The sequence below is a fragment of the Siphonobacter sp. BAB-5385 genome, assembly GCF_002261125.1.
Lineage (GTDB): Bacteria > Bacteroidota > Bacteroidia > Cytophagales > Spirosomataceae > Siphonobacter.
The window spans coordinates 1-26,164 of record NZ_NMPS01000216.1 but is presented as its reverse complement, the minus strand read 5'-3'; the positions used below and the strand labels follow the sequence as shown (position 1 = coordinate 26,164).

Here is a 26,164-nt window from a genome sequence, read left to right as displayed (position 1 = left end):
TAGGCACAGCCTACCAACTTAAAAAGTCCGTAGCAAATGCTATCCACTACACGTCTCGCCAGTTGTGCTGGGTTTCTCAAACGAAAACGGAATAATAAGGTAGGACGAACCCCGGAGGGGTTCAATGTAAATAAGCCCCGTATGCAATGCGGGGACTGCTGAAAACCGACAACTGCAAACTAAAAGTATAGAATGCCATTAACCCCCGCTCGAATCCTGGTCGTCGATGATAACGAAGACCTTCTAAAGGCAGCCCGTCTGCTGTTGAAACAACATTTTACCCGCGTTGATACTGAAAAAAATCCCGAAAACCTGCCCAACCTATTGCGTCAGGAAGGCTACGACGTGATCATGCTGGACATGAATTTCACGCAGGACGTTACCTCGGGAACGGAGGGATTTTTCTGGCTGGATAAAATTCTGCAAATCGATCCGGCGGCGATTGTGCTGCTTATTACGGCGTACGGCGACGTAGAAATGGCCGTGCGGGCTGTAAAGTCCGGGGCAACGGATTTTATCCTGAAACCCTGGAGTAACGAGAAATTGCTCGCCACGCTGTTGTCCGCCCTTTCCCTGCGGAAGTCGAAACTGGAAGTCGAAAAACTCAAGTCGCAAAATGCCATCATTGCCCGCGATCAGCAGGCCCGGTTTGGTGAAATGGTAGGGGTAAGTTCAGCCATGCGGGAGGTTTTCGGTACCATCCAGAAAGTAGCCGCCACGGACGCCAACGTGCTGATTTTGGGAGAGAATGGTACGGGAAAAGAGCTGATTGCCCGTTCCCTGCACCAAAACTCCAATCGGTCGCGACAGGCCTTTATCAGCGTGGATCTGGGAGCCATCAGCGAACATCTGTTCGAAAGCGAACTCTTCGGACACGTGAAGGGAGCCTTCACGGACGCCCGCGAAGACCGGGCCGGACGCTTCGAAGCCGCCGACGGAGGGACTATTTTCCTGGATGAAATTGGAAACATTCCTTTGCCCATGCAGGCCAAATTGCTAACCGTCCTGCAAGGCCGGCAGGTCACGCGGGTAGGCTCCAATCGGCCTAAATCCATTGACATTCGACTCATCTGTGCGACCAATATGCCCCTGGCCGAAATGGTGAGCAAAGGGGAATTTCGGCAGGATTTACTGTACCGGATCAACACCATTGAACTCCGGATTCCGGCCCTCCGCGAACGCCCCGAAGACATTGAACTGCTGGCTCATCATTACCTGCGGGTGTACACCCAGAAGTACCGCAAACGCATCAAGGACGTAAGTCCGGCGGCGATCCAACGCATGACCAAGTACGGCTGGCCGGGTAACGTTCGCGAGCTGCAACACGCCATTGAGCGGGCCGTCATCATGTGCGAAAAGGATATGCTGCAACCCGAAGATCTCTTTATTTCCAACGCTCAAAAGGTACCCGAAAAACCGACGAATGGCGAAACGATTTCCCTCGATCAGTTCAATCTGGACGAGCTGGAAAAAGCCATCATTCGGAAAGTACTTAACAAACACAGCGGCAACATTTCCAAAGCGGCGACTGAACTCGGACTAACGCGGGCTTCACTGTACCGGCGGCTGGAGAAATACGGGCTTTAATCCCTTTCAGTATACGATTCCATAGCCTAAAGAAAGACCCTTGTAACCCTCCGCGTCTTCGTATCCATCGTAGCGAAAATTAACTTTAATGACTCTGTTCCCCACTCAATACTCTACCTTGTCGTCGCATGCCTTAGGAACCTACCTTGCTGAGGCGTATGGGTTTTCGGACGTTCGTTGTTCGCTTCTGTTACGCGGCGTTAGCGACACCTATCGGGTAGAACATGCTGGCGGGAAAGCCATTTTCAAAATCTATCGGGATGCTCATCGATCTTTACCAGAAATTCAGGGTGAGGTAGAATTGCTGAATCGGTTACGGGCGGGAGGAGCCCACGTTTCCTATCCGATACCCGATCTAAAGGGGCAAGCCATTCAGTCCTTTCAGGCCGCCGAAGGCATTCGAAACGGGGTACTATTTACCTACGCAAACGGTGAAAATGTCTATGATTTTTCCGACGAGCAGTTACGAATCATCGGGCATGAAATGGCGTTCAACCATACAATCACCAGTCAGCTGGAACTGCGTCATCCACGTAAGCCCTATGATCTGGAAACGACGCTGGACCGTCCCCTGGAAGTAATCAGACCCTTTTTTGAGCATTTTCCGGAAGGATACGCGTATCTGGAAGAAACCGCTCAACGGGTAAAAGACGAGCTGGAGCGTTTCGATACGACAACCTTCAGTACGGGCTACTGTCATTACGACTATCTGCCCAAGAACTTTCATTTTGACGAGCAGAATACGCTTACCGTTTTTGATTACGACTTTGCCGGAAAAGGCTTTCTGGCCAATGACCTGATGTCATTTCAAATCCACTTTTTCTTTCATACGTTCTTCAAAAAAATCAGTAGGGAAGAAGCCGATCGGCAGTTTGGGGTCTTTGTCAACGCGTACCGGGAAAAGAAAGCTTTTTCAGAACAGGAGTTACAGGCCATCCCGTACCTGGGTTTCGCCTTCTGGCTTTTCTATCTGGGGTTTCAGTGCGAAAATTTTGAGGACTGGTCGAACACCTTCTTTAGTTCCAGGTATATACACGACCGGATCAACCTGATTCAACAGTACATGAACCTATACAGTACCTTCTAATGCATCGACGTTTTTAGCCGCACCCATGAGGAATTTTACGTTTCAGATTTATTTCCGGGTAGTCATTATTGTACTGGTAAGTATGCTGCTGGCGTACCTCTGGTTCAATACCCGTTTGATTGTGACCAAGGGCGTGCTGGTACTGCTGCTGGTGTATTTGAGTTTTGATCTGGTTTCGTACCTGAAAAAGGCCAATCGGCGGGTAATGGATCTGTTCGAAGCCATCCGCTACGCCGATTTTACCCGAAATTATACGACACGATACCTGGGCGGCTCGCCCGAATATGATTTTCTGGTACAGGAAGTGATCGATTCCTACCGTAAAAACCGGTCAGAAAAAGAAGAACTGGTACGGTATCTGGAAACGATCGTTCAGCACCTGAGCGTCGGTTTGCTGGTGTTTGGAAAAGACGGGCACATCGAAACGGTCAATACGGCGGCCAAGCGGCTGTTGAATCTGGTCGTGATTCGAAATCTGAAGGACCTGAACAGTACTTCACCGGCTCTGGTGGAAGCCCTCGAAACCTCTTCTTCGGGCGACACGGGTCTGTTACGACTGACGCTGACGGGCGAAGAACGAACGCTGGCCTACGCCGTAACGGAGTTTATCCGGAAAGATCAGAAACTCAAACTGGTATCGCTGAAAGACATTCAGTCGGAACTTCAGAATCAGGAATTCGACGCTTGGCGAAACCTGACGCGGGTGTTAACGCACGAGATTGTTAATTCCATCACGCCCATTCACTCGCTGTCGGGCTCGCTGAAAGGGTTGTTGCAATCGGAGTGGGAGAACGATCAGCGACTGACCGAGGAAACGTATGATGATTTAATGGACTCGCTGGCGGTGATGGAACGACGCAGCGAAAGCCTCATGCAGTTGATCGATGCGTACCGCCGCTTTTCCCGCTTGCCCAAGCCCGACTTCAAGGTGGTATCGGTCGGTACGATTTTGCAGAACGTGGCAAGTTTGTACAAAAGCGAACTAGCCGATAAAAACGTCGAACTGGTGCTACGCGTCGAACCCGAGACGCTGGAAGTAACGGCCGACCCGCAACTGGTGGAGTTTGTGTTGATCAATCTCGTTAAAAACGGCATTCAGGCGATGGATGGCGTACCCAACGCTCGTCTGGAACTGATTGGCGAAAACGACAAAACGCAGCGGGTAACCATTCAGGTGGCGGATACGGGAAAAGGAATCATTCCTGAAGCCATGGACAAGATTTTCGTGCCTTTCTTTTCGACCAAGCAGGGCGGTTCGGGTATCGGGCTAAGTCTGTCCCGACAAATCATGTTACAACACCGGGGAACGCTACGGGTAGAATCCGAGCCAGGGGTACGGACGGTGTTTACGCTACGGTTCTGACAGTTTTCAGTTTTTAATTTTCTGTTTTCAGTAGATGGTTGATCGTTTTGTTGTGGATTAATCGTTGTTTATTAATCGAGGAGAGGGGTAGGGGAGGTGAAAGATAGATCAATTGATTATTTATCAGGGAATGAATAAAAGCCAGGCTTTTCAAATCCATTCCAGGCCTCAACACTCACGCTAAATTCAAGTATCTCCCTACCAACAACTAATAACCATCAACCAACAACTCATAATCAACACTTACTCATAAAACCGCGGTAACGCCCAGCGGTACCTGACGACCAGTAGTCGAAAGACAAAAATGAATCCGATGGTCAGGAGTTTAGCCAATGGAACGGTAAGCGAAAATTCCAAAAATAAGTAGTACAAGATGCCGCCCAGAATACTGGCGGTAGCGTAGATTTCCTGCCGAAATACGATGGGAATATCATTCAATAAAATATCCCGGATCACACCGCCGAAGCACCCCGTAATCGTTCCCAGAGCAACGCAAATGCCTGGATGCAGGCCGTAGCGACTGGCCTGCTCGATGCCCACCAGCGTAAAAAAACCGAGTCCCAGGGAATCGAAGAGTAACAGGGGTTTCTGAAGCCGTTCCGTACCCCGTCGCAGAAACATCGAAACCAGAGCGGCCACCAAAATGACCAGGGGTGTAGTCGTGGTTCGCATCCAGGTAACGGGTGTATTGCCCAGCAGTATATCGCGAATGGTACCCCCACCCACGGCCGTTACAAAGGCAATGATCAACACACCAAACGGGTCCAGCCGCCGCTGCATCGCCGCAAAAGAACCCGAAACCGCAAACGAAACTGTACCCGCGTAGTCAATAAACCAGCTATATTCCAGCATACACCCGTACCGGATTTGACCGGATTTTCGCAAAAATAGGTATTTCTGTTCGTGTTGGATGGAGTGGTGGGGGTAGTGTGAAGTTTGAGGTTCGAGATAGTGTAAGGTTTAATGTGAGGTGAGTTTTGAATCGTGTAAGGGTTGAATGGTTGGACAGGTGTGACCCGTTCAATTGGATGATGCAATACAGGCTAGTATAAGCTTCAAACGCTAGTTTATACCAACGTTTTCAAATCAACCTCATTTCCGAAAACGACCCAAGAACCCCAGCGGGGTTCAACAATTAATAGCCTGGGGTGCAACCCCAGGTGGTCGGGTTACGAAACCTTTCCAACCAAAGGATTCCCAGTCCCCCGGTTAAAACTTCACCTTTACCCCCACACCTTCATCCGCCGGTTCCAGATTTTTCCAGAGCGACTCATTCTTCCGGTAATGCGTTCGGTGAGCGGCATACATTACGCCGTCGAACAAAAACAGAAAAGCTCCCTGAAGGATCACCGCCTTACCGAACCCGCGAAGCTGGGCTTTATCCTGACGTTCTCCGCGTTGATTCAGATACACGCCACCACCCACGTACACCACGTCCAGAGCCGTATTGATCAGAAAGATTTTCTCGAATTTCCGTTGCTGCTTCAATACTTCATCTGCGGAGCGGTCGGGGAGGGGCTTGCGATTACTGAGCAGACTGGCCCCCGCCAGGACCAGATCAATGGCTGCCCAGCCGATATTCATCTGGTGAAAGGCTTTGGCTTCGCCGCTGCTTTTGCCGAGCTGGGTAGCACTATAGACCAGGTTTCCCACAGCCCAGCCCCCTAGCACGTACATACCCCGTTGGGTGAGATCGACCCGCTGCTGATCAAAGGAGCGAAGGGTTTCGGTTTGAGCTTTCGATGGCCGTTGCGTACCTACGCACAAGGCCAGTAAGGAGAGGAGTTTTTTCAAGGTAAAAGGGCTTGTAGTATATAAATTCAGTAGGAAAAGGATGTACCAGGATGGTTACGTACCGCGGAAACCGAATAAGCTGCTACCTTTGTGGGGTACATTGGTCGGCGTTCCCCATGCCATTACTTGAACAATCCGATTACCGTCCCCCGTTTTGGCTGCCTGATGGACATGCCCAAAGCATTTTCCCCGCTTTATTCCGCAAAGTGACCGGGGTCGTGTACGAACGCGAACGCATCACTACTCCCGACGACGATTTCCTGGATTTAGACTGGCGATTCACGCCGCAATCCGTTTCTGCTCAACCACCGCTGGTCATTCTCAGTCATGGACTGGAAGGTAATTCGTCCAGCCAGTACATCCTTGGTATGGTCAAGCACCTCAATGCGAATGGTTTCGATTGCCTGGCCTGGAATTTCCGGGGTTGCTCGGGTGAAATGAACCGCCTGCCACGTTTTTACCACAGCGGAGCCACGGATGATTTGGATACCGTTGTTCGCTACGCATTAACCAAAGGCTATCCGGACGTGTACTTGATGGGTTTTAGCCTGGGGGGTAACCTGACGCTTAAATATTTGGGTGAATTGGGACAAAATGCGTACCCCGAACTCCGCAAAGCACTGGTCTTCTCCGTACCTTTGCATTTGTCGAGCGGAAGTGCGTACCTCGAACGCTGGCAGGCCTGGGTGTATACGGACCGTTTCAATCGGTCGCTGAAGGATAAAATCCGACAGAAAGCCGCCCTGCTTCCCGAACTGGTCGATGCCAGTCACGTGGATAAAGTACGTACCATTCGCGATTTCGATAATTTTTACACTTCACAACTACACGGGTACAAAGACGCAGAAGAGTACTACGAAGCCAATTCTTCGTTATACTTCCTGGATCAAATCCGGCTGCCTACCCGGATCGTTAACGCCCAGAACGATCCCTTTCTCTCCAGAGATTGCTACCCGTATGCACGCATAAAAACGTTAAAACAGGTCTGGTTTCAGGCTCCGCCGCAGGGGGGGCATTGTGGATTTTATCAGGCCGGCTATCAAGGTATTCTGTGGTCGGAGGACTTGGCCTTAAGGTATTTGTTAAAAGCGTACTAAATCTAATACAGAGTTATTGCAGGATGCAACACCCTTAGGTAGGGACTGCAAAATTGATTAATCATCCGTGTAAGCAGCGGTCCATTTGATTATGTTGACAAAAACCCTGGAACAAACCTACTTCGTGATTGATTTCGATTCAACGTTCACGAAAGTTGAAGGACTCGATGAGCTGGCGGCCATTAGCCTGGCTGGTCAGAAGAACCGCGACGAGGTCGTGGGAAAAATTAAAGAACTTACCGATCGGGGTATGGCGGGCGAGCTTTCGTTCGAACAGGCTCTGCAGATGCGGATCGAACTGCTGAGTGCCAGCCGCGAACATGTCGAGCTACTCGTGGATTTTCTGCGGGGAAAAGTCTCGGATTCGTTTACCCGGAACAAGGAATTCATCAGCGAATACCGCGACCAGATCTACATCGTATCGAGTGGTTTCCGGGAATTTATCGAACCCATCGTCACGGAAATGGGCGTTCGCGAAGATCACGTCTTTGCCAATACCTTCCGTTTCGACGAGGCTGGCACCATCATCGGTTATGACGATACCAACGTTCTTTCCAAAAACGGAGGTAAAGTACGGCTGTTGCAACAACTGAGTCTGCCCGGCGACGTATACGTCATCGGCGACGGCTATACCGATTACGAATTACGAGAATCGGGACTGGCCAATAAGTTCTTTGCTTTTACCGAAAACATCGAACGCCAGAAGGTCATTGAAAAGGCCGATCACATCGTGACGTCCCTGGATGAATTTCTGTATCTCAATAACTTAAGCCGCAGTCAGTCGTACCCCAAAAGCAAGCTGAAAGTATTACTGCTTGAAAACGTACACGCCCGGGCGGTGGAGATGTTCAGTCGCGAAGGATTCCAGGTAGAACTCCTGAAAGGGGCACTGGATGAAGACGAACTGATCGAAAAAATCAAGGACGTTAGTATCCTCGGGATTCGTTCCAAAACCATGGTCACGAAACGCGTACTGGAAAATGCTCCGCGTTTGATGGTCATTGGGGCATTTTGCATCGGTACCAACCAGATTGATCTGGCCACGGCGGAAGAACGCGGCGTGGCCGTATTCAACGCTCCGTATTCCAATACGCGGTCAGTAGTAGAAATGGCAGTCGGCGAAATGATCCTGCTGATGCGGGGCATTTACGAGAAATCCGTCAAACTGCACAACGGCGTCTGGGACAAGTCGGCCAACAATTCCAACGAAGTTCGCGGCAAGAAAATCGGTATGATTGGCTACGGAAACATCGGTATCCAGTTGTCTGTGGTAGCCGAGGCTTTGGGTATGGAAGTACTGTTCTTCGATCTCGTGGAAAAACTTCCGCTTTCCAACGCCCGTCAGTGCCATACGCTGGAAGAACTGCTGAGCCAGTCGGACGTCGTAACCCTGCACGTGGATGGTCGCAAAACGAACGCCATGCTCATCGGTGAGAGGGAATTCAGCCAGATGAAAGACGGCGTCGTATTCCTGAACCTTTCCCGCGGGCACGTCGTGGACGTGAAAGCACTGGCCAACGCCATCAAGTCAGGAAAGATTCGCGGAGCGGCCGTGGACGTATTCCCGCAGGAGCCCAAAACCAACGACGAGGTTTTCGAAAGCGAATTACGCGGCCTCCCCAACGTCATCCTGACGCCGCACATTGGCGGTAGTACGGAAGAAGCTCAGGCCAGTATCGGCGAGTTCGTACCCAACAAACTGCTCAGCTACGTCAACACGGGTAGTACCTATGGGGTGGTGAACTTCCCCGAAGTAACCCTGCCGCCGCTGCACGATGCTCACCGACTCCTGCACATTCACCAGAACGTACCCGGCGTACTGTCGAAAGTAAACGGCATCTTTGCCAAGTACGGCGTCAACATTGTGGGTCAGTACCTGAAAACGTCCGAGAAAATTGGTTACGTGATCACCGACGTAGCGAAAAATTACTCGAAGGAAATCGTACAGGAATTGAAAGAAATCGAAGAGACGATCAAGTTTCGGATGTTATACTAAAACGTACCAGTGTGGAGTACGGGTCAACGTTCGCTTTTCCGAGGTGAGAAGCGAACGTTGGTCTTTCATTGGTACGGTCCTTATTTCCATTATTCATGGCTCAAGTCTATTTTACCCCCGGTCCGGCGGAATTGTATCCGACCGTCAGTCAGCACATCAAAACGGCTCTGGACGAACACATTGGGTCTATTTCCCACCGTTCAGCCGCTTTCCGGAAAATCTACCAGCATACCGACGAGCAACTCCGGACCTTACTGAATATTCCCGCGACGCACGCCATCCTGTTTACGGGGTCGGCTACGGAGATCTGGGAGCGGATGATCCAGAACTGCGTGGAGTTTGAAAGCTTTCACTGCATCAATGGCTCTTTTTCGCAGAATTTTACGATACGGCCAATGATCTGAAGAAGTTTACACACCGTTTCGAAAAGCCGCTGGGGCAGGGCTTCGATTACGAAGATTTCGTGAAAGTAACCGACGGTACCGCGGCGAAAGGCGAGGAGAATAACGGAAAAGTAAAAATTCCGGATTACGTGGAACTGGTATGTCTGACGGCCAACGAAACCTCGACGGGCGTACAGATGCGGGGCGTAGATATTAACAAACTCAAGCGTAGTTACCGCTCGAAGCTTTTCTGCGTGGATATGGTTTCCTCGGCTCCGTATCACTCTTTGGACTTTGAGGAAGTGGATTCGGCCTTTTTCTCCGTTCAGAAATCCTTTGGTCTGCCAGCCGGACTGGGCGTCTGGATTGCCAGTGAAAAATGCCTTGCTAAAGCCGAGCAGTTACGCGAAAAAGACCTTAGCATCGGCTCGTACCATAGCCTGCCGAGTCTCTGGAAAAATTACAAAAACTTCGAAACGCCCGAGACGCCTAACGTCTGGAATATTTATTTGTTGGGTAAAGTCGCCGAAGACATGAACCGCATCGGCGTAGAAGCGATTCGGAAGGAGACGGATGCGAAAGCGAAGAAGATTTACGATTTCCTGGAAAAAACGGAAGGATACGAACCCTACGTGAAAAACCCGGAACACCGCAGTCCTACGGTTGCCGTTGCTAATACCACCGAGCCTTCCAAACAACTCATTGAACGACTGAAAACGCAGGGCATGATCCTGGGCAGTGGCTACGGTAAGGCGAAAGAAACGCAGGTGCGGATCGCCAACTTCCCTGCGGTATCAATGGAACAAGTAGAAACGCTTTTACAGGCGATGAAGCCGGTTTAGCACTCGAAGGTTTGATTGCGTTTGAGAATGTTTGAACGATTTCGAAGTACCTGACCAAACCAGCAACAAACAACCAGTAACTATCAACAAACACTATGAATTGGGGAATACTTGCACCGGGGCACATTGCCCGCAAATTTGCGGAAGATTTACAGTACGTTCCGGGGGCTAGAATCGCGGCGGTTGGTTCCCGCAGCCTGGATCGGGCCCTGGCTTTCGCGGAAGAATTTGGCGTGGAAAAAGCTACGGATCCTATGAGGAATTGGTGGCTGATCCGAAAGTAGACGTGATTTACGTCGCTTCGCCGCACTCTGAACACTACGAGCATACGCTATTGTGTCTAAATGCCGGTAAGCCCGTACTGTGTGAGAAAGCTTTTGCTCTCCAGACGCAACAGGTACGGGAAATGACCGCTCTGGCGAAGGAAAAAGGATTGTTTCTGATGGAAGCCATCTGGTCACGTTTCCATCCGGCTATCCTGCAAACGCTGGAAATCGTTCAGTCGGGTCAGATTGGAGAGGTTGTCCACGTACAGGCTGATTTTGGCTTTAAAGCCGAATACGATGTTACCAAACGATTGTTTAATCGAGATCTGGCCGGTGGTTCCTTGTACGACATCGGACTCTACCCACTCTTCATCAGCAAGCTCCTGCTGGGCGTGCCCGACGAAATTAAAGCCGTCGGTACGCTGACCGAAACGGGGGTGGATATGAACTGTTCCATGGCCCTGCGGTATGCCAGCGGAGCAACGGCCAGTTTGTTTTCCACGTTTGCGGCGAAAACCGATACGACCTGCACGATTTACGGCAGCAAGGGCCAGTTATTCATTCAAAGCCGTTTTCACGAAACCACCGGACTAACCTTTTATCCGGAAGAGGCGATGCCCCAGAGCATTTCAACGGAGCGGAAGGGCTGGGGCTATGCCTACGAAGCCGAACACGTGCAGGATTGCATCCGGCAGGGATTGACCGAAAGTCCGTTATTGCCGCACGCCTTCAGTATCGAATTAATGGAGAGTCTGGTAGAAATTCGCCGTCAGATTGGAGTGGTTTATCCGGGTGACGAAAAATAGTTAAAAAATTTTTCGTCGGTAAATGGTTGGTAATCAATCTGGCCGAAAGAAAATAAAGTCAAAAATGAATTTTCTTTGCTCTGGGACTTGCCAAACGCCTTTTTAGGCCCTTATATTTGCAACCCAGTTCGACGGATAAGTCGTCAGAACAAAGAGAATGGTCCGGTAGTTCAGTTGGTTAGAATACCTGCCTGTCACGCAGGGGGTCGCGGGTTCGAGCCCCGTCCGGACCGCAAAAGCCTGAGAATGTATATTCTCAGGCTTTTTGCTTGTTAGGCCTTTTGGTCGCCCGGCTCAAGGTTATTGATGGTAAAGCTTTCTTATAGCCATTCCTCCATTTCCGAATAAATAATCTTTAGTTACTGCTTATACTTGCCTTTCAATATACCCTTTGCATTCCTAACCTATACTGTCCCCTTCTTAATCCATGTTACGCAAAAACCTTTTCTTGGTTTTGGCCATTCTTTGGGCCGTTTGTCATGCCCAGGCCCAGCAACTCATCACTTTACCGGAGGAACCTCTGCCCGTCCGCCAGGACAGTTTTAAAATTGAAACGGTGATTGATCTCCGGCATTTTAGGGATCATATCGGAGTAATTCAGAAAGGTCTGGGGAACAAAAAAGTAGAAATCAACTTTCCGGATGGACTTGCGTCCTATGTTGATCAATATCTGGAAAGAAACTATTCGTCCACGGGTGAACCGCTGATCCTGATCATCTCCGATTTCTGGGTTGGCGAAGAAACAAAAGCCCTCTCTGAAAAGGGTTTTGTAGAAGCAACCATGACTTTATGTCGACGCGATACGACGGGTCAGCTACGAGCACTCTATACCCTGTCTGATCGGGTGCAGTCTGGAGGAATGGATGTAACCGCAGCACATCCCAACCGTATCAGGCAATGGCTAACGCTGTTTCTGGGAAACGTTACGACTTCGGACTGGAAGAAAAATCCCGGAGAATTATACGAGATCGGTGTTGAATTGAACGCGGAGGTAGCATCCCTGCACGAAATGCAAACCTTTCCGGCTGGACTTTATCAGAATGTAGGCGAACTATTGAAGGCTAAACCCAGTATTGCGGCTGAACGATTGAAAATAAGTGATTTTCAGGATCACAAGATCAAGATCAAAAATCTGGTAGATGTGGTTGGAAAAAAGCGAGTGTTTGCCTATTCCGATGGGCAGCAATTGTACATGTCCTCCGCTCAGTATCAATCCCGACAGATGGTTCATTACTTTGCTCCCGTACGTGAAACGGGCCGCTTTTTCCTGATTGAAGATTATCTGGGAACGCAAAATCCGGCTGCGAATGGGATGATGGTTGTTGGAATAGGCGGGGGCTTAATTGGCGGAGCTATCGCAGGTTTGGCTGCTTCACAAATGAATGCCAACGCAGGGGAGGGCTTTATTATTGACTTTAAAACGGGAAAAACCTACGTCTGCAACGATAAGGGAATTCTGGAAATTCTCGAAGAGTTTACCGAGGCTAAAGAACGATATTTAGGTAAAAAAAAGCGAAGAAGCATAGCCGTCTGGCGTTCCTGTATAGTTTACCTGAATCGTTTGTCGTACCAGAAGTCGGCGAATGAATTTCATTGAACATAAAAATAGCCGGGTCAATTGCCCGGCTATTTTTGTGACTAAGTATGAAAAAATTACCGACCGAACCGTGCCAGATACCCCAGCGAAAGGCCTACGTTCAGACGTCGGTTTTCGCTGCCTTCCAGCCATCCATCCCGGAAACTACCCATGGGATAGTAGCCGCGAGCTTCGATGAAAAACTGTCCTCCGTAACTATTGAGAGCGATACCCATGCCTCCGGCAGCTCCGTACGTCGTGCGTTGATTAAAATCCTGACCTTCGTAATCAGTGGTTTGTTCCATTCCTCCGGCAAAGCGTTCCTTCGTTTCCAAGGCGTAACGGGCTGCTGCACCGGCATTAATGAAGAATTGCGTTTTGTTACCGAACGAGAACCGGAACAATACCGGCACATCGATACTGGAAGTAGTTGTTTTCAAATCCCCACCCCGACTGTAGGTAACCAGTGAGTTTCGGCTGTACAGAATCTCTGGCTGTAAGGAAAGTACGTTCCCCAGCGAGAAATTAAAGACCAGCCCACCATCATATTCGGGAGCCAGCCCCAATTCCACCGGAAGCGTTTTGTTGATCAGTAACGAGTGATTACCGCTGGCCTTTACGCCCAAGTAACTGCGACCCCGATAATCTTCTTTTTTATACCGGGAACGGGAGTACGAATAGCGATCATACCGGGGACGACGGTCATAGGAAGAATAACGACGGTCGTATGAGGAGTACCGACGGTCATCTGACGAGTACCGACGATCGGAAGACCGGCGGTCGTAGGAGGAATAACCTCGGTCATACGGAGAATACCGTCGATACGATTGAGCTTCCGCGAAAGAAACTACCGTGAACAAAAGAAGGGCTATGAGAGAGAAACGTTTCATAAGCGAGTTGGATTAATGAGGAAAAACACTTAAAAAACGATTCCAAACCGAAACCCTTCCTGAAACAGAATGGATGCAGTAGAAAGATTGTGAAAGATAATGGGTTGTAAATCAGGAAGTAACGGCTTTGATTTATTACTAAACGGTTTAAAATAAAAAAATCCGGACGAATGCTTCGCCCGGATTTAAATCAATGAATTGGTACCTTATTTACCCATTGATGAGTGTTCGGTTCGTTTTTTCTGAAACTCGATGGTGTCCAGAGCAAACAGGTCCTGATCGTCTTTGGCATCGGGATTGAGGAATACAAAGTAGACGTCCGTCAACCCAGTAGTGGGCACGCCCGTGAGCAGAGCCTGAATCTGGCCCGTCTCCCGAATACTGGTTTGACCAATCAGTTTTCCGGTGGGGGAGCCCAGGCGGATTTCGACCTGACCGCCGCTGGCTTTGCCGGGTGCGGTATAGGCGTTAAAGACGACAGACGTAATCTCCGACAGATCGATTTTCCTGAATCCCAGATAGCTACCACTCGTCGTCGCTACGGCCAGATCTTTCTTCAGTTCTTTGGACTTCGACGTTTGAATGTACTTGGATACATCATTGCTTAGAGCGGGTACTTTCGCACTCCGTAGCGTTACGGCCTGTTGGGCGGTTTGCGGAGCAATGCTGCCGTTGCCCTTATCCGTATAGCTAGCCGCAAAAATGTACGTACCATTCTTGCCATTGTCCTCCGGCGTGTAGTTACCTTTCAGCGGCTGACTCTTCTTTTTGTCGTCCGTTAAACTGAGAATATACTTCACCATTTCACTAACGTCGGCTTTTGAAAGCTGGGGGTGAGCACTCATGGGTTGTTCGCCCCATACGCCCGCACCACCGTTGATGACTTTCGCTACCAGTTTTGCTTCGGCATTTTTGCCTTTGTACTTCTTCGCTACATCGCGGTACGCGGGACCAATGGATTTCTTGTCAATGGCGTGGCAGGCTTTGCAGTCCGAAAGCTCCATGAGGCGTTTGCCCGTCGAGAAGCTCGTATTCATCTGGTGACCCTGGGCAATGACGGTTTTGTCGTATCCTTCCAGGAAATTGATGTCTACGTTTACGTCTTCTGCCGCGATTTTTTTGTTGGCCAGCGAGCCATCTTCCTTGTCGGATACTTTTACTTCGTAAACTACGGGCTGCTGGTCGAAGTAGAACGTCTGGTTGCCTTTTACGGCTACTTCTACTTTCGGCAATTCATTACCAACCTGAATTTCCAGCGTTTTCTGGCTGACCTTTCCGGCCGCGTCCGTTACTTTCAAAACGGGTTTGTAGATGCCCGGCTTCGCGAATGTATACGAGGCGGTTGGCGTAGTGAATTTTTTACCGTTTACGGTCCACTCGTACCGCAAGGCATCGCCGTCGTAATCCATGGAACCTTTGCTGGAGAGCGTTACCTGTAGCGGAGCAGCTCCGGCCGTTTTGCTGGCACTGGCCACGGCTACGGGCGGACGATTACCCGCGTTGTACGTAATCCGCGTCAGGCGGGCATCATCGTTTTGGGCAAACCAGTTAGGGCCGTATTCCAGCATGTACAGGGAACCATCCCGGTCGAATTGCATGTCAATCGGGTGGGAGAATTTCCAGTCGGGCAGGAAACGTTCCATGCTCTGGAGGTCACCGTTGGGCTTCAGGGTTACGACGTTGATGTAATCCCGAACCCAGTCGTAGGCAAAGAATTTTCCCTGATAAAAGTCTGGGAAGCGTACCTTGGAATTCGCGTCGTAATCTTCCGCGTAGAAGACTGGTCCGGCCATCGCGTTACGACCGCCTTTACCTACGATTTCCCCAAACTCCGGTGAATCGGCGTACGGATAATAGATAATGGGTTTCTGAGCGGGCGGTAATTCCTTCAGGCCCGTGTTGTGCGGCGAATCGTTAATCGGCTTGGCCGGATCGTACTTTTCTCCGGATTGCTTCTTTTCGAAATTATAGCGGTTGTACGCCCGGTTGTCCGCCACAAACAGCGGCCAGCCAAAGTATCCGGCCTGGCGAGCCTGGTTTACCTCATCGTGCCCCCGTGGACCGCGACCTTCAATATTATTCGCCGCATCGGGACCTACTTCACCCCAGTACAGATAACCCGTGTGTTTGTCTACTGAAATCCGGTACGGGTTCCGGTTACCCATGACGTAAATTTCGGGTAAGGCTTTGTCGGTGCCGGGCTTGAACAGGTTACCGGCGGGAATGCTGTACCCCGCAGTTCCGTCGTCATTCGGCTTGATACGCAGAATTTTTCCGCGGTAGTCATTCGTGTTGGAAGAGGTCGCCCGGGCATCCCAGCCCCGGCGGTCGGGGCGTTCGTCACTGGGACTAAATCCATCGGAATCGAAAGGGTTGGTATCATCACCCGTCGAAAGATAGAGGTTACCCACTTTATCAAACTCAATTGAACCACCCGTGTGGCAGCAGCCCGAACGTTTCACGGGCACGCGAAGCAGCACCTGTTCGGTTTTCCAGTCAATCGTTTCCTGCGTGGGGTTGAATTTCACCCGTACCAGTCGGTTCGCCGTATCGGCTCCGTAATGGCTGGCCGAGGGCGAATAATACATATACATCCAGTGATTTTCTTCGAACTTCGGGTCCAGATTCAGGCCCATCAACCCATACTCAAAAGTCGAGAAAACGCTAACCGTATCGAGCGTTTTCACCTTGGGTGAATTCTTTGGGTTGTAGTAACGAATCTCGCCCCGACGGTGCGTGAAGAATACCTTGCCATCGCGTACCGCCAGCTCGGTGGGTTCGTACAGCTTTTCATCGAGTACCTCGCGGGAGAAGCGGTTTTCCTCGGGAGCCCGCTGCGTCTTCGCTTTTTTATAATCGACGGGCATCCCAGCTCCGGCCCAGCGTAAGCCGCCCCAGAGGTGTTGCAGGAACAGCGGCTCCATGAATGTTTCGTCCGTGTGGCCGTAAGCCGTGTAGAAAATCCGGCCGCCGTCGTATTCGTGGTACCAGGCCATGGGGTGATTCTCGCCGGCGTTCATCTTCGCATCTCCGTACGATTTTTCGTCTACTGTAATCAGCACCTTGATGTCGGGATTCACGTTTTTGTAATCGTAGAATTCATCCGTCCGTTTAAACGTCGTTGGTAATTCCGCCGTAGCCGGGTGGTTTTTATCACGTACGGTCATGTCGCCCGTCCGCACGTTCGGATTGCCGGGGTGGGAGAGAAACCAGCCACCGACCATTTTCCCGTACCAGGGCCAGTCGTATTCCGTATCGGCCGCCGCGTGGATACCCACGTAGCCACCACCCGCCTGAATGTACCGCTCGAAAGCCGCCTGCTGGCTGTCGTTGAGCACATCGCCCGTCGTACTCAGAAAGACGACGACTTTATATTTCTTCAGATTGTCTTCGGTGAAAGCGGTGGAGTTTTCGGTAGCATCCACCGTGAAGCCGTGCTTACGACCTAAAGCCTCTACGCAACGAATGCCCTGAGGAATGGAGCTATGCCGAAACTTCACCGTTTTAGAAAAAACCAGTACCCGCTGACCCTTCAGCGGATTGTCGAGATTCTGAGCCCAAACTAGGGTAGGCAACCACAACAACCCCAGCACTAGCAGGCGTCGCCAAGTAGATACGCTCATGGAATAAAATAGATTTGAAAGATGGAGAAATCGAATAAGCGTGCAAATTCGGGAAGATGGTGTTGATTTCAAGCTTTTAACGTGAGTAATGTTAAACTTTTAATCTAAATAATACTATCATAACGAAAACGTGAAAATAAGGATTGGAGTTTTGGCAGGAGTATATCTGTGGACGACTTCCTGTATCTTGCCGCCTATTTACGAATCAATCGCGACATGATACAATCTCAATTGGGAGCTTCGCTGCTGTCCTGGGTTCATCCCGTCTGGACGGCTGAATCCGGAAAATACGCCATTGCCCAAACGGCCAAAGCTGGTTTTGATCTGCTGGAAATCCTCTTGCCAACCAGCATGGAGTTTGATGCCCCGGTGGTGAAGTCCCAGCTTCGTGAGGCAGGTATCGGAGTCGTATGCGGCCTGAATTTGTCAAAACCGTACCACATTCCCTTTCACCCCAAAGAAGCGACACAACTAATCAAAACGGCTCTTGAGAAAACAGCCGGGCTAGGAGCGACCCAACTGGTGGGCGTTTTGCACGCGGCCATCGGCGTATTTACCGGACAGCCCCGTACCGAAGCCGAGGAACAAACCGTATGCGAAGTATGGGCCGACGTAGCCGATTACGCCGCTCAATTAGGGATAACCGTAGCCATTGAACCCATCAATCGGTACGAAAGCTACGTCTGCACGTCTGCTGAGGAAGTGTTAACGATGCTTGCGAAAGTAAACCATCCCAATCTGGCCCTGCACCTGGACACCTTTCACATGAATATTGAAGAGCGTAATTTCTACGAACCTGTAGTTCAGGCGGGTAACCACTTACGGCACGTACACATGACGGAAAGTGACCGGGGGATGCTAGGGGAAGGCAATGTACACTGGGACGATCTGTTCCGGGCTTTATCGGAAATCAACTACAGCGGCCCGCTGGTGCTGGAAAACTTTTCCTCCCAGGTCGAAGGCATGGCTTCGGCTACGTCGCTCTGGCGGCCGTCGCGGTACGGAGCGGAAGAACTGGCGAAGGGCAGTCTGGAGTTTATGCGGAAAATGGTGGAGAAGTATAACAAATAGAGGCTACGCCGGGGGCTTTTTCCTGGGTAGTCAGAGCCTGGCTAGCGTTTACACCGATGCTAGTGCACATAACCTGAAGAAGTGCTTGCGGGAAGGACTCATTCCTGCAGGCACTTCCCGTTTGGTACCGGACATTGATCGGGCTGGGGCAGACTAGCTCTGGAAATCTTCATTCACCACAAATCGACGGAAATCTTTTCCTGCCTTTTAAAGAGCAGCCAGCGTCGCTAACGTAATTTCACGGATTAGACTATACGCTCATAAGCAGGCCTGCTATTTGTTCGTACGACAGCCCTCCACTAGTCGGATATTCGTTCACATGTTATCAATTGGATACTTACGCTGGCGAATTAGGCAAAGAAACGGGAAGCTGTCAGGAAATGGGTAATGCCGGGCCGTGGGTATTTCCGGTAATAACAGACCTGAGTTGATTTAAAAGAAGCAGAAATTGCCAACCGAATGGGCCATGTATGAAGAGATTTTTAGCGGATAGTAAGGGTTTGAACACGCGGTTTTAACGAATAGTAAGTCGCGTACCTAACGTGTAATAAAGCGTCGCAGAAAAGAGCTTTTGCATCGCTATTCAAAAAAGAAACCCTACGGCTTCCCCTGAAAATACTTACATTCGAGCATTCGAAAACCAGGTATCTGGTAAAAAGGAACTTCTAAACCTTCGTTAAAACGGATATGGCCCGTATCTACTGGATGATTTTTGTATGCGTTTTGACGGGCCATTTTACCGATGGATTCAGTCAGGGTAGCCCACTTCCAGCTTCGGCCTACGCCCGGCAACTTTACGAAAAAGCTACCCATCCTACGGCAAGCTATTACAACGGCAAAGAATACACCATCCAGGAATTTCGCCCGCAGGGTCATCAGTTTTTTGAGTCAATGGATTGGTTGTCAGCTTCTCTGACGTATGCCGGAAATCGTTACAACAACCTGCCTCTGCTGTATGACATTCACCGGGAACTCTTTATCCTGCGAAATCACGACGGTCTGCATCGCCTTATTCCCGATCAGAGCTTAATTGAAGACGTTAAGATCGGAACGCATACCTTTATACGTATAAAACAGGGATTAAAACCGGGCTTTTATGAACGGGTTTACGACGGAAAAACGAAAATTTTTTGTAAACGAACCAAAGATCGAACGGAAGATTTGTCGCAGCAACGCGTTCTGATTATTTACACCCCTCACGATTATTATTACCTTCTAAAAGGCGATCAATACATTTCGGTAAATAGCAAAAAATCAATTTTAACGGCCTTGAGTGATCGTAAAAAAGAGCTTCGAAAATACGCCCGTACCCTGAATTTTAGAGAGGACCGCGAAAACGCTATCCGCAACGTAGTCGCTTATTACGATCAGATCAAATGAGAGCACTTTTATTCTGCATCTTTCTTTTACTGGTGTTTCAATCGCGTTCATTCGGACAATTAACGTTTGATGGACGGGTGGTAAACGGCAGTTGTACCGATCTGAAATTCGACGAACTGGTACGCACGCTGGAAGCTTCTTCGGACTATTACTTCTATTACAACAAAGCCGATACGGATAGTGTGCGGATTACGGCTCAGGTACGGAACCAGCCCCTGACGAACTTTCTGACGGAAGTACTACGGGAAACCGATCTGAAATTCGCCATCGACGCCCGTCATCACGTTTTCATTACCAAAGAGCGACCCATCATCACGTCCCTGCCCATCGGTGTATTTGAGGTAGATCAGGACGTGGACACCAGCATTTCGTACAGCTTTCATGACCGCGAAATCACCGCTCGTCTGCTCTCGACGGCCGAAAATAAAGTCTACGATATTGGTGTGAAAACCTACCGCATTCGGGAAGGTGTCGCGACTGTGAGCGGTTATGTTCGAAACATCGTAACGGGCGAACCCGTGGTCGGAGCGGCCGTATTCATCGAAAAGCCGTCCATTGGCGTTGCAACCGATGCGTTGGGTTACTATACATTGACCTTACCCCGCGGGCGGCATACCCTGAACGTTCGAAGTGTAGGCATGCGGGAAGGGCATCGGCAGATTGTCCTGTATTCAAACGGAAAGCTGAACATCGAACTCATTGAGAACGTCGTGGCCCTGAAGGAAATTCAGGTAAAATCGGATCTGGATGCTACCGTAGCCAGCAATCAGATGGGCGTATCCAAGCTCACGATTACGACCATGAAGCAGGTACCGACGGCCTTTGGCGAAACCGATGCCCTGCGGGTAGTACTGACGCTGCCGGGGGTGAAATCAGTGGGCGAAAGTAGTACGGGTCTGAACGTACGCGGCGGGTCCACGGACCAGAACCTGATTCTCTTTAACGATGCTACGGTGTACAATCCTTCGCACCTGTTCGGCTTTTTCTCGGCCTTCAACCCCGATATTCTCAAGGAAATTGAACTCTACAAAAGCGATATGCCCGCCCGCCTGGGAGGTCGTCTGTCGTCAGTACTGGACATTACGACGCGAGAAGGCAATAAAAAGAAATTCGCTGGTTCCGGAGGCATTGGGTTGCTGACGGGTCGCTTGACGCTCGAAGGCCCCCTGATCAAGGAACGGACTTCGCTTATGGTGAGCGGTCGTTCGTCGTATTCCAACTGGTTGCTCAAGCAGGTCTCTGACGTGCGATACAATCGGAGCCGGGCTTCCTTTTACGACGTCAACGTACAGGTCAATCACGAAATCAATCAACGGAATAGCCTCACCCTGACGGGCTATCTCAGTAACGATCAGTTTAAATTCAACAGCGACACCGTGTATCGGTACGAGAGTCAGCTGGCTGCTCTGAAGTGGAAACGGATTTTCCATCCCAAGCTGTTTGGCACGTTCACGGCTTCGTACAGTCGCTACCGCTATGATATTCAGGGGGATCAATTCCCCGAAAACGCCTACCAGCTCAAATTCGGCATTCGTCAGTACAACGTCAAGGCTGATCTGAGCTACCTTCCCAACATCCGACATACCATGGATATGGGGATCAGCAGCATTTTGTACCAAGTACATCCGGGATCGTTTTTCCCGAAAGGAGAAACTTCGCTGGTGATGCCCGAGGAAGTTCAGCCCGAACAGGGACTGGAAACAGCGGTGTATTTCTCCGAGCGGTACGATGTGACTCCGAAGCTGGCCATTACGGGAGGCCTGCGGGTATCCATGTTTCAGTACCTCGGTCCGAAACAGGTAGCCCAGTACGCCGAAAATCTGCCCTTCGACAAGCAGTACATCACGGGCTTTCGGTCCTACGGCTCGGGAGCGGTGATTCAGCATTACATGGGGCCCGAGTACCGGTTTTCCCTGCGGTACATGCCGACGCCCACGTTATCGGTCAAAGCAGGTTTTAATACCACCCGGCAGTACATTCAGATGCTGTCGAATACGGCGGCCATTTCGCCGACAGACGTCTGGAAGCTGAGTGATCCGTACCTCAAGCCGCAACAGGGCACACAGTATTCGCTGGGGGTGTACAAAAACCTACGGGCGGGCGTGATTGAACTGTCGGTAGAGGGCTATTACAAAGACCTCAAAAACGTGCTGGATTACAAAAGTGGCGATTCCCTGATACTGAATAAGCAGATCGAAACGGCGGTGATTTCAACCATCGGACAGGCGTACGGCGTGGAGGTGCTGTTGAAAAAACTACGCGGGAAACTCAACGGCTGGGCCAGCTATACCTACTCGCGGACCTTGTTACGGGCCAGCGATCCTACTTCGCCCGACGCACCAAACCGGGGTAAATTCTATCCGGCCAACTACGACAAACCGCACGATTTCACCCTGGTCAGTAACTATAAAGTGAATCGCCGTTTGAGCTTTTCGCTCAACTTTACCTACAGTACGGGCCGGCCCTACACGCCTCCCGTGGGCAAGTACGTCATGGATGGGGTAGTGCGACCGTACTACGCCGACCGTAACCAGAATCGCATTCCCGATTACATCCGGGCCGATGTGGGCATCAATATCGAGGGGAATCACCGGGTACGTAAGCTGGCTCACAGCTCCTGGACGCTATCGGTGTACAACCTGCTCGGGCGTAAAAATCCGTATTCGGTTTATTTCGTTACCGAAAACGGGAAAATCAATGGGTATCAACTGTCCATCTTCGGTCAGCCCATTCCAAGTATTACGTATAATTTTAAATTCTGATGAAATACTGGGGACTTTTTTTCGGAATCCTGCTGGTGGTAAGTGGCTGTATTGATCCCTTCAAACCTGCCGATACCTCCCTGAGCAACCGGTATCTGGTGGTGAGCGGATTTCTGAATACTGGCAGGGACACCACGGTTATTACGCTGTCACGAACGCAGCCCGTGAACGACAATACGCCATCCCTGGTGGAGTCGGGAGCGAGTATACAGGTGGGAGGAGACCGGGGCACGGTACACGTATTCCAGGAAATCAGACCCGGAACCTACATACTGACCCCACGGAGGTTCGTCGGGGAAGAAAACCTGCGAATTCAGATTCGAACGCGGGATGGTAAAACCTACGTCTCCGATTACGTACCGGCCCGGCAGAGCCCGGCCATCGACAGCGTAACCTGGCAGCCCGATCGGCCCAACAACCTCATGCGTTTTCTGGTGCATACCCACGATCCGAGTAACAACAGCCGTTTTTATCGCTGGAAAATTGAGGAAACCTACCAGTACCAGAGTGCCTATTATTCGGGTCTGGAGGTGGTGAAGCAGGAGATTGTTCCGCGAACGGTGGACGTATACTCCTGCTGGCGAACGGACCGTCCTACAAACATCCTGATCGGGACTTCGGCCAAACTTAGCGAGGATCGAATTCAGAGTTTTCCGCTGGTGGCGATTCATAATTCCAGCAATAAACTGCTGGTCAAATACAGTCTGCTGGTGAAACAGTACACCCTGACGCAGGCCGCCTACGAATACTGGGACATGCTGGCCAGAACTTCCGAAACAACGGGCGGTCTGTTCGATCCGCAGCCTTCCTTGATAACGGGCAATATCCGTTGTGAAAGTCATCCCGAAGAGCTGGCGTTTGGCTTCTTTTCAGCGGGTACCGAACGAAGCTTCCGCCTGACGGTAAGGCCGATCGATTTCAATGGATGGTTCCCCGGCACCTATCCTCGCTGTAGTGTCGAACCCGACACCTTGTCGCTCGAAGATCGGTATTAACCTCCGACAACGGTAGAAAAATCATCGGTATGCTCGACATGCCTACCCGGTACCTGTTTGTTCCCAGTAATTGTGCCGATTGCCGTTCGCTGGGAGGAAGTCTCAATAAACCTAGCTGGTTTTAAATGGTATGATTGCACGAAAGTTAATAAGCCTTTGTCTGCTGTTATGGGCCGGGCCGGTAGTCGCTCAGGATGCCGTTCGGCAGGCCTTTGAACAATACAGTCAGAAAGCGTTTCAGGAAAAAGTATATCTGCACAGTGACCGTTCGTTTTACGTAGTGGGCGAAACGCTCTGGTTTAAACTCTACGTGGTCGATGGCACGACGCATCAGCCCGCCGATCTGAGTAAGGTTGCGTATCTCGAATTGCTGGATGCGAGTCACACGCCGGTTTTGCAAAGCAAGGTTTCGCTCGAAAAAGGCAAGGGGCACGGGATGCTCATTTTACCGGCTACGCTGAATTCGGGGCGGTATCACGTGCGGGCGTATACCAACTGGATGAAAAACTTCAGTGCGGATTTGTACTACGAAAAAACCCTGACGATTGTCAACAGCTTTACGAAAGTGCCGACGCAGGAAAAAGAGGCTCAGCTGGATCTTCAGTTTTTCCCGGAAGGGGGCCATCTGGTCGAATCCCTGCCAGGCCGGGTTGCTTTTCGCGGCATCAATGAAAATGGATTCGGAAGTACCTTCAGCGGAACCATTCGCAACGCGGCGGATGAAACGGTAGCGACCTTCCAGTCCGAACACCTGGCATGGGGTCTTTTGTACTGACGCCCAAAGCCGGCGAAACGTACCGGGCAGTGGTGAAAGATGCCGCCGGAACCCAGCGAACCTATACACTGCCGGACGTACAGAAGTCGGGTTACGTACTGACCCTGCAGGATACGGGTAAAGATGAACTGGAAGTACGCGTGGCCGGACCCGATGCCCGCGTGTCGTTACTGGTACACACCCGGCAGTCGGTACAGCAGAGTGAAAGCAATGTGATTCGTCAGGGCAAAACCCAGTTTTGGGTTAAAAAAGTGATTTGCTGGAAGGCATTACGCACCTGACCTTATTCAATGCCGAACAGCAGCCCCTCTGCGAACGGTTGTACTTTAAACGCCCGGAGCGACCGGCTATGAAAATTGGCGTTAAAAGTGATAAGGCGGCTTATGCACGACGCGAGAAGATATCCCTGGCTCTGCAACTGCCCGACTCGGCGGACGTTTCGGTGGCCGTGTACCGACTCGATTCCCTGCAAAACGACGCGAGTGAAGATATTTACAGTTATCTCTGGCTGAACTCCGATTTGAAGGGTACGGTCGAAGCTCCCGCTACTTACCTGACTGATTCCACGGCCAACGTTGACTTGGTCATGCTGACGCACGGCTGGAGTCGCTTTCCCTGGGAGCAGGTAATGCATCCCGTTCCCTTTCGCTACATTCCCGAGTACGAAGCTCATTTGCTTTACGGAAAAGTTATGGCCAATCAGCAGCCCGTGGCAAACGTGCCGGTATATCTGGCGGCTCCGGGCAAGGACGTCTGGCTGTACCCAGCTCTGAGCGATCGGGACGGGCGAGTCTTTTTCCAGATGAAGCACTTTGAGGCAATGAATGAAGTCGTGGTGCAAACGGAAGATACGCTGAAACGGGTGGAATTGGAGAGTCCGTTTTCGGATCAGTTTTCTTCGCGGACGTTACCCGTTTTCTCGTTTGACCGAACGCTGCAAAATGCCCTGCTGGATCGGAGTATTCAGATGCAGGTACGCAACGCCTATCAGCCCCTGTACCAGTCCGTGCCCGTAAGCGATACGATGGCTTTTTACGGAATTCCCGAAAAAAGTTACAAGCTGGATGACTATACGCGTTTTCCGGTACTGGAGGAAGTGATGCGGGAATACGTACCCGAAGTAGACGTGCGGCGGCATCAGTCCCAATTTTCCTTTCTGATGCTGGGTCGGGCGGAGTACAGCTTTACCCAACCCCCGCTGGTACTGGTGGATGGCGTGCCGGTCTTTGATGTAAACAAAGTACTGGCCCTTGATCCGCTGAAAATCAAACGGCTCGATGTCGTAAACCGGCGGTATTTTCTGGGCCCTTTACTGTTTGAGGGAATTGTCAGTTTCCGGAGTTATAAGGGTGACCTGGCCGGCTTTCAGCCCGAGGGACTGATTACTTCCTATGAGGGGGTACAGGCCCAGCGAACGTTTTATTCACCCCGTTACGACACGCCTCAGCAACGCCAGAGCCGTACGGCCGATTTTCGAACGCTTCTGTACTGGGCTCCGCAGGTAAAAGCAACCCAGGCCCTCGATTTTTACACGTCCGATCTGTCCGGTACCTATCAGGTAGTCATTCAGGGACTCTCTGCCCAAGGCGACGCCGGAAGTCAGCGGATGACGTTTGAGGTGGGGAAGTAGGGTTCGGTTGAGTCTGGTGTATTCCGATGAGGTACGATTAGGATGCCTGCATGATTCAGCAGCGAGTCAGAAGGTGGACATTTCAATTCCAAAAAGGTGCGATTAAAACGCAATACATCAACCTCCCGCGTGGCCGGGATATTGGATTTCAATTCCAATTAGGTACGATTAAGACTCCGCAGTATGTAAACCTTCCCAGAGGCCAGGACATATTTCAATTCCAACTAGGTACGATTAAGAC

21 protein-coding genes and 1 tRNA gene are annotated in these 26,164 nt (G+C 50.7%); 18 read left to right on the top strand and 4 right to left on the bottom strand.

Annotated features, from left to right (window positions below; all coding sequences use genetic code 11):
- The first annotated feature begins 192 nt into the window (after window positions 1-192).
- The 3 genes from BWI93_RS22720 to BWI93_RS22710 all read left to right on the top strand — a co-directional run bounded on the left by BWI93_RS22720 (window position 193) and on the right by BWI93_RS22710 (window position 4,037).
- Window positions 193-1,587 (top strand): sigma-54 dependent transcriptional regulator, encoded by a 1,395-nt coding sequence (locus BWI93_RS22720; protein WP_094815537.1) that lies wholly within the window; start codon window positions 193-195, stop codon window positions 1,585-1,587.
- An 88-nt stretch (window positions 1,588-1,675) separates the two neighbouring features.
- On the top strand, window positions 1,676-2,674 hold the full coding sequence (locus tag BWI93_RS22715; RefSeq protein WP_094815535.1) for a phosphotransferase enzyme family protein: 999 nt from the start codon (window positions 1,676-1,678) through the stop codon (window positions 2,672-2,674).
- Between the two features lie 25 nt (window positions 2,675-2,699).
- Window positions 2,700-4,037, top strand: coding sequence for a PAS domain-containing sensor histidine kinase (locus tag BWI93_RS22710; RefSeq protein WP_094815533.1), 1,338 nt, complete (start codon window positions 2,700-2,702; stop codon window positions 4,035-4,037).
- Between the two features lie 243 nt (window positions 4,038-4,280).
- Here BWI93_RS22710 and BWI93_RS22705 read toward each other — a convergent pair whose 3' ends face one another.
- Entirely contained in the window at window positions 4,281-4,889 is a 609-nt protein-coding gene (locus BWI93_RS22705) for a trimeric intracellular cation channel family protein (RefSeq protein ID WP_094815531.1), read from the bottom strand.
- 357 nt (window positions 4,890-5,246) lie between these two features.
- The gene (locus BWI93_RS22700) at window positions 5,247-5,831 is read right to left on the bottom strand and encodes a hypothetical protein (protein ID WP_094815529.1); all 585 of its coding nucleotides are present in this window, start codon (window positions 5,829-5,831) and stop codon (window positions 5,247-5,249) included.
- Between the two features lie 116 nt (window positions 5,832-5,947).
- On the opposite strand from BWI93_RS22700, the gene BWI93_RS22695 reads away from it, so the two are divergent.
- From BWI93_RS22695 to BWI93_RS22670, 8 genes are all read left to right on the top strand, one after another.
- The gene (locus BWI93_RS22695) at window positions 5,948-6,928 is read left to right on the top strand and encodes a YheT family hydrolase (protein ID WP_094815526.1); all 981 of its coding nucleotides are present in this window, start codon (window positions 5,948-5,950) and stop codon (window positions 6,926-6,928) included.
- Window positions 6,929-7,019: 91 nt separating this feature from the next.
- A complete protein-coding gene (gene serA / locus BWI93_RS22690) occupies window positions 7,020-8,924 on the top strand; it encodes a phosphoglycerate dehydrogenase (protein WP_094815524.1) in 1,905 nt (634 codons plus the stop codon).
- 95 nt (window positions 8,925-9,019) lie between these two features.
- Entirely contained in the window at window positions 9,020-9,328 is a 309-nt protein-coding gene (locus BWI93_RS29785; protein ID WP_369679205.1) for an aminotransferase class V-fold PLP-dependent enzyme, read from the top strand.
- A 59-nt stretch (window positions 9,329-9,387) separates the two neighbouring features.
- On the top strand, window positions 9,388-10,149 hold the full coding sequence (locus BWI93_RS22685; protein WP_369679204.1) for an aminotransferase class V-fold PLP-dependent enzyme: 762 nt from the start codon (window positions 9,388-9,390) through the stop codon (window positions 10,147-10,149).
- A 95-nt stretch (window positions 10,150-10,244) separates the two neighbouring features.
- Complete coding sequence (locus BWI93_RS29110) at window positions 10,245-10,433, top strand: hypothetical protein (protein WP_255158015.1); 189 nt, start codon at window positions 10,245-10,247, stop codon at window positions 10,431-10,433.
- Window positions 10,415-11,221 (top strand): Gfo/Idh/MocA family protein, encoded by an 807-nt coding sequence (locus tag BWI93_RS22680; protein ID WP_255158014.1) that lies wholly within the window; start codon window positions 10,415-10,417, stop codon window positions 11,219-11,221. The genes BWI93_RS29110 and BWI93_RS22680 overlap by 19 nt, the downstream gene beginning before the upstream one ends.
- Window positions 11,222-11,380: 159 nt before the next feature.
- Window positions 11,381-11,454: transfer RNA gene (locus BWI93_RS22675), tRNA-Asp, on the top strand.
- A gap of 221 nt (window positions 11,455-11,675) precedes the next feature.
- The gene (locus tag BWI93_RS22670; protein ID WP_141217568.1) at window positions 11,676-12,818 is read left to right on the top strand and encodes a DUF6563 family protein; all 1,143 of its coding nucleotides are present in this window, start codon (window positions 11,676-11,678) and stop codon (window positions 12,816-12,818) included.
- 56 nt (window positions 12,819-12,874) lie between these two features.
- Here the strand turns inward: BWI93_RS22670 and BWI93_RS22665 are convergent, their stop codons facing one another.
- Together BWI93_RS22665 and BWI93_RS22660 are read right to left on the bottom strand one after the other, a co-directional pair.
- Complete coding sequence (locus BWI93_RS22665; protein ID WP_094815520.1) at window positions 12,875-13,687, bottom strand: outer membrane beta-barrel protein; 813 nt, start codon at window positions 13,685-13,687, stop codon at window positions 12,875-12,877.
- Window positions 13,688-13,893: 206 nt separating this feature from the next.
- Complete coding sequence (locus BWI93_RS22660; RefSeq protein ID WP_094815518.1) at window positions 13,894-17,310, bottom strand: ThuA domain-containing protein; 3,417 nt, start codon at window positions 17,308-17,310, stop codon at window positions 13,894-13,896.
- A 216-nt stretch (window positions 17,311-17,526) separates the two neighbouring features.
- Between BWI93_RS22660 and BWI93_RS22655 the strand changes: the two genes are divergently transcribed.
- From BWI93_RS22655 to BWI93_RS22625, 7 genes are all read left to right on the top strand, one after another.
- A complete protein-coding gene (locus BWI93_RS22655) occupies window positions 17,527-18,381 on the top strand; it encodes a sugar phosphate isomerase/epimerase (RefSeq protein WP_094815539.1) in 855 nt (284 codons plus the stop codon).
- A gap of 687 nt (window positions 18,382-19,068) precedes the next feature.
- Entirely contained in the window at window positions 19,069-19,761 is a 693-nt protein-coding gene (locus tag BWI93_RS22650) for a hypothetical protein (protein ID WP_094815516.1), read from the top strand.
- Window positions 19,758-22,523 carry a TonB-dependent receptor gene (locus BWI93_RS22645; RefSeq protein ID WP_094815514.1) on the top strand — a complete coding sequence of 922 codons (2,766 nt, stop codon included), beginning with the start codon at window positions 19,758-19,760 and terminating at the stop codon, window positions 22,521-22,523. The genes BWI93_RS22650 and BWI93_RS22645 overlap by 4 nt, the downstream gene beginning before the upstream one ends.
- Window positions 22,523-23,518 carry a DUF4249 domain-containing protein gene (locus BWI93_RS22640; RefSeq protein WP_094815512.1) on the top strand — a complete coding sequence of 332 codons (996 nt, stop codon included), beginning with the start codon at window positions 22,523-22,525 and terminating at the stop codon, window positions 23,516-23,518. The genes BWI93_RS22645 and BWI93_RS22640 overlap by 1 nt, the downstream gene beginning before the upstream one ends.
- Window positions 23,519-23,648: 130 nt before the next feature.
- Window positions 23,649-24,293 (top strand): hypothetical protein, encoded by a 645-nt coding sequence (locus tag BWI93_RS22635; protein ID WP_094815510.1) that lies wholly within the window; start codon window positions 23,649-23,651, stop codon window positions 24,291-24,293.
- Window positions 24,275-24,574, top strand: a complete 300-nt coding sequence (locus BWI93_RS22630; protein ID WP_094815507.1) for a hypothetical protein — start codon at window positions 24,275-24,277, stop codon at window positions 24,572-24,574. Before BWI93_RS22635 ends, BWI93_RS22630 begins: the two co-directional genes overlap by 19 nt.
- On the top strand, window positions 24,550-25,923 hold the full coding sequence (locus tag BWI93_RS22625) for a hypothetical protein (protein WP_094815505.1): 1,374 nt from the start codon (window positions 24,550-24,552) through the stop codon (window positions 25,921-25,923). The genes BWI93_RS22630 and BWI93_RS22625 overlap by 25 nt, the downstream gene beginning before the upstream one ends.
- The last annotated feature ends 241 nt before the right edge of the window (window positions 25,924-26,164 follow it).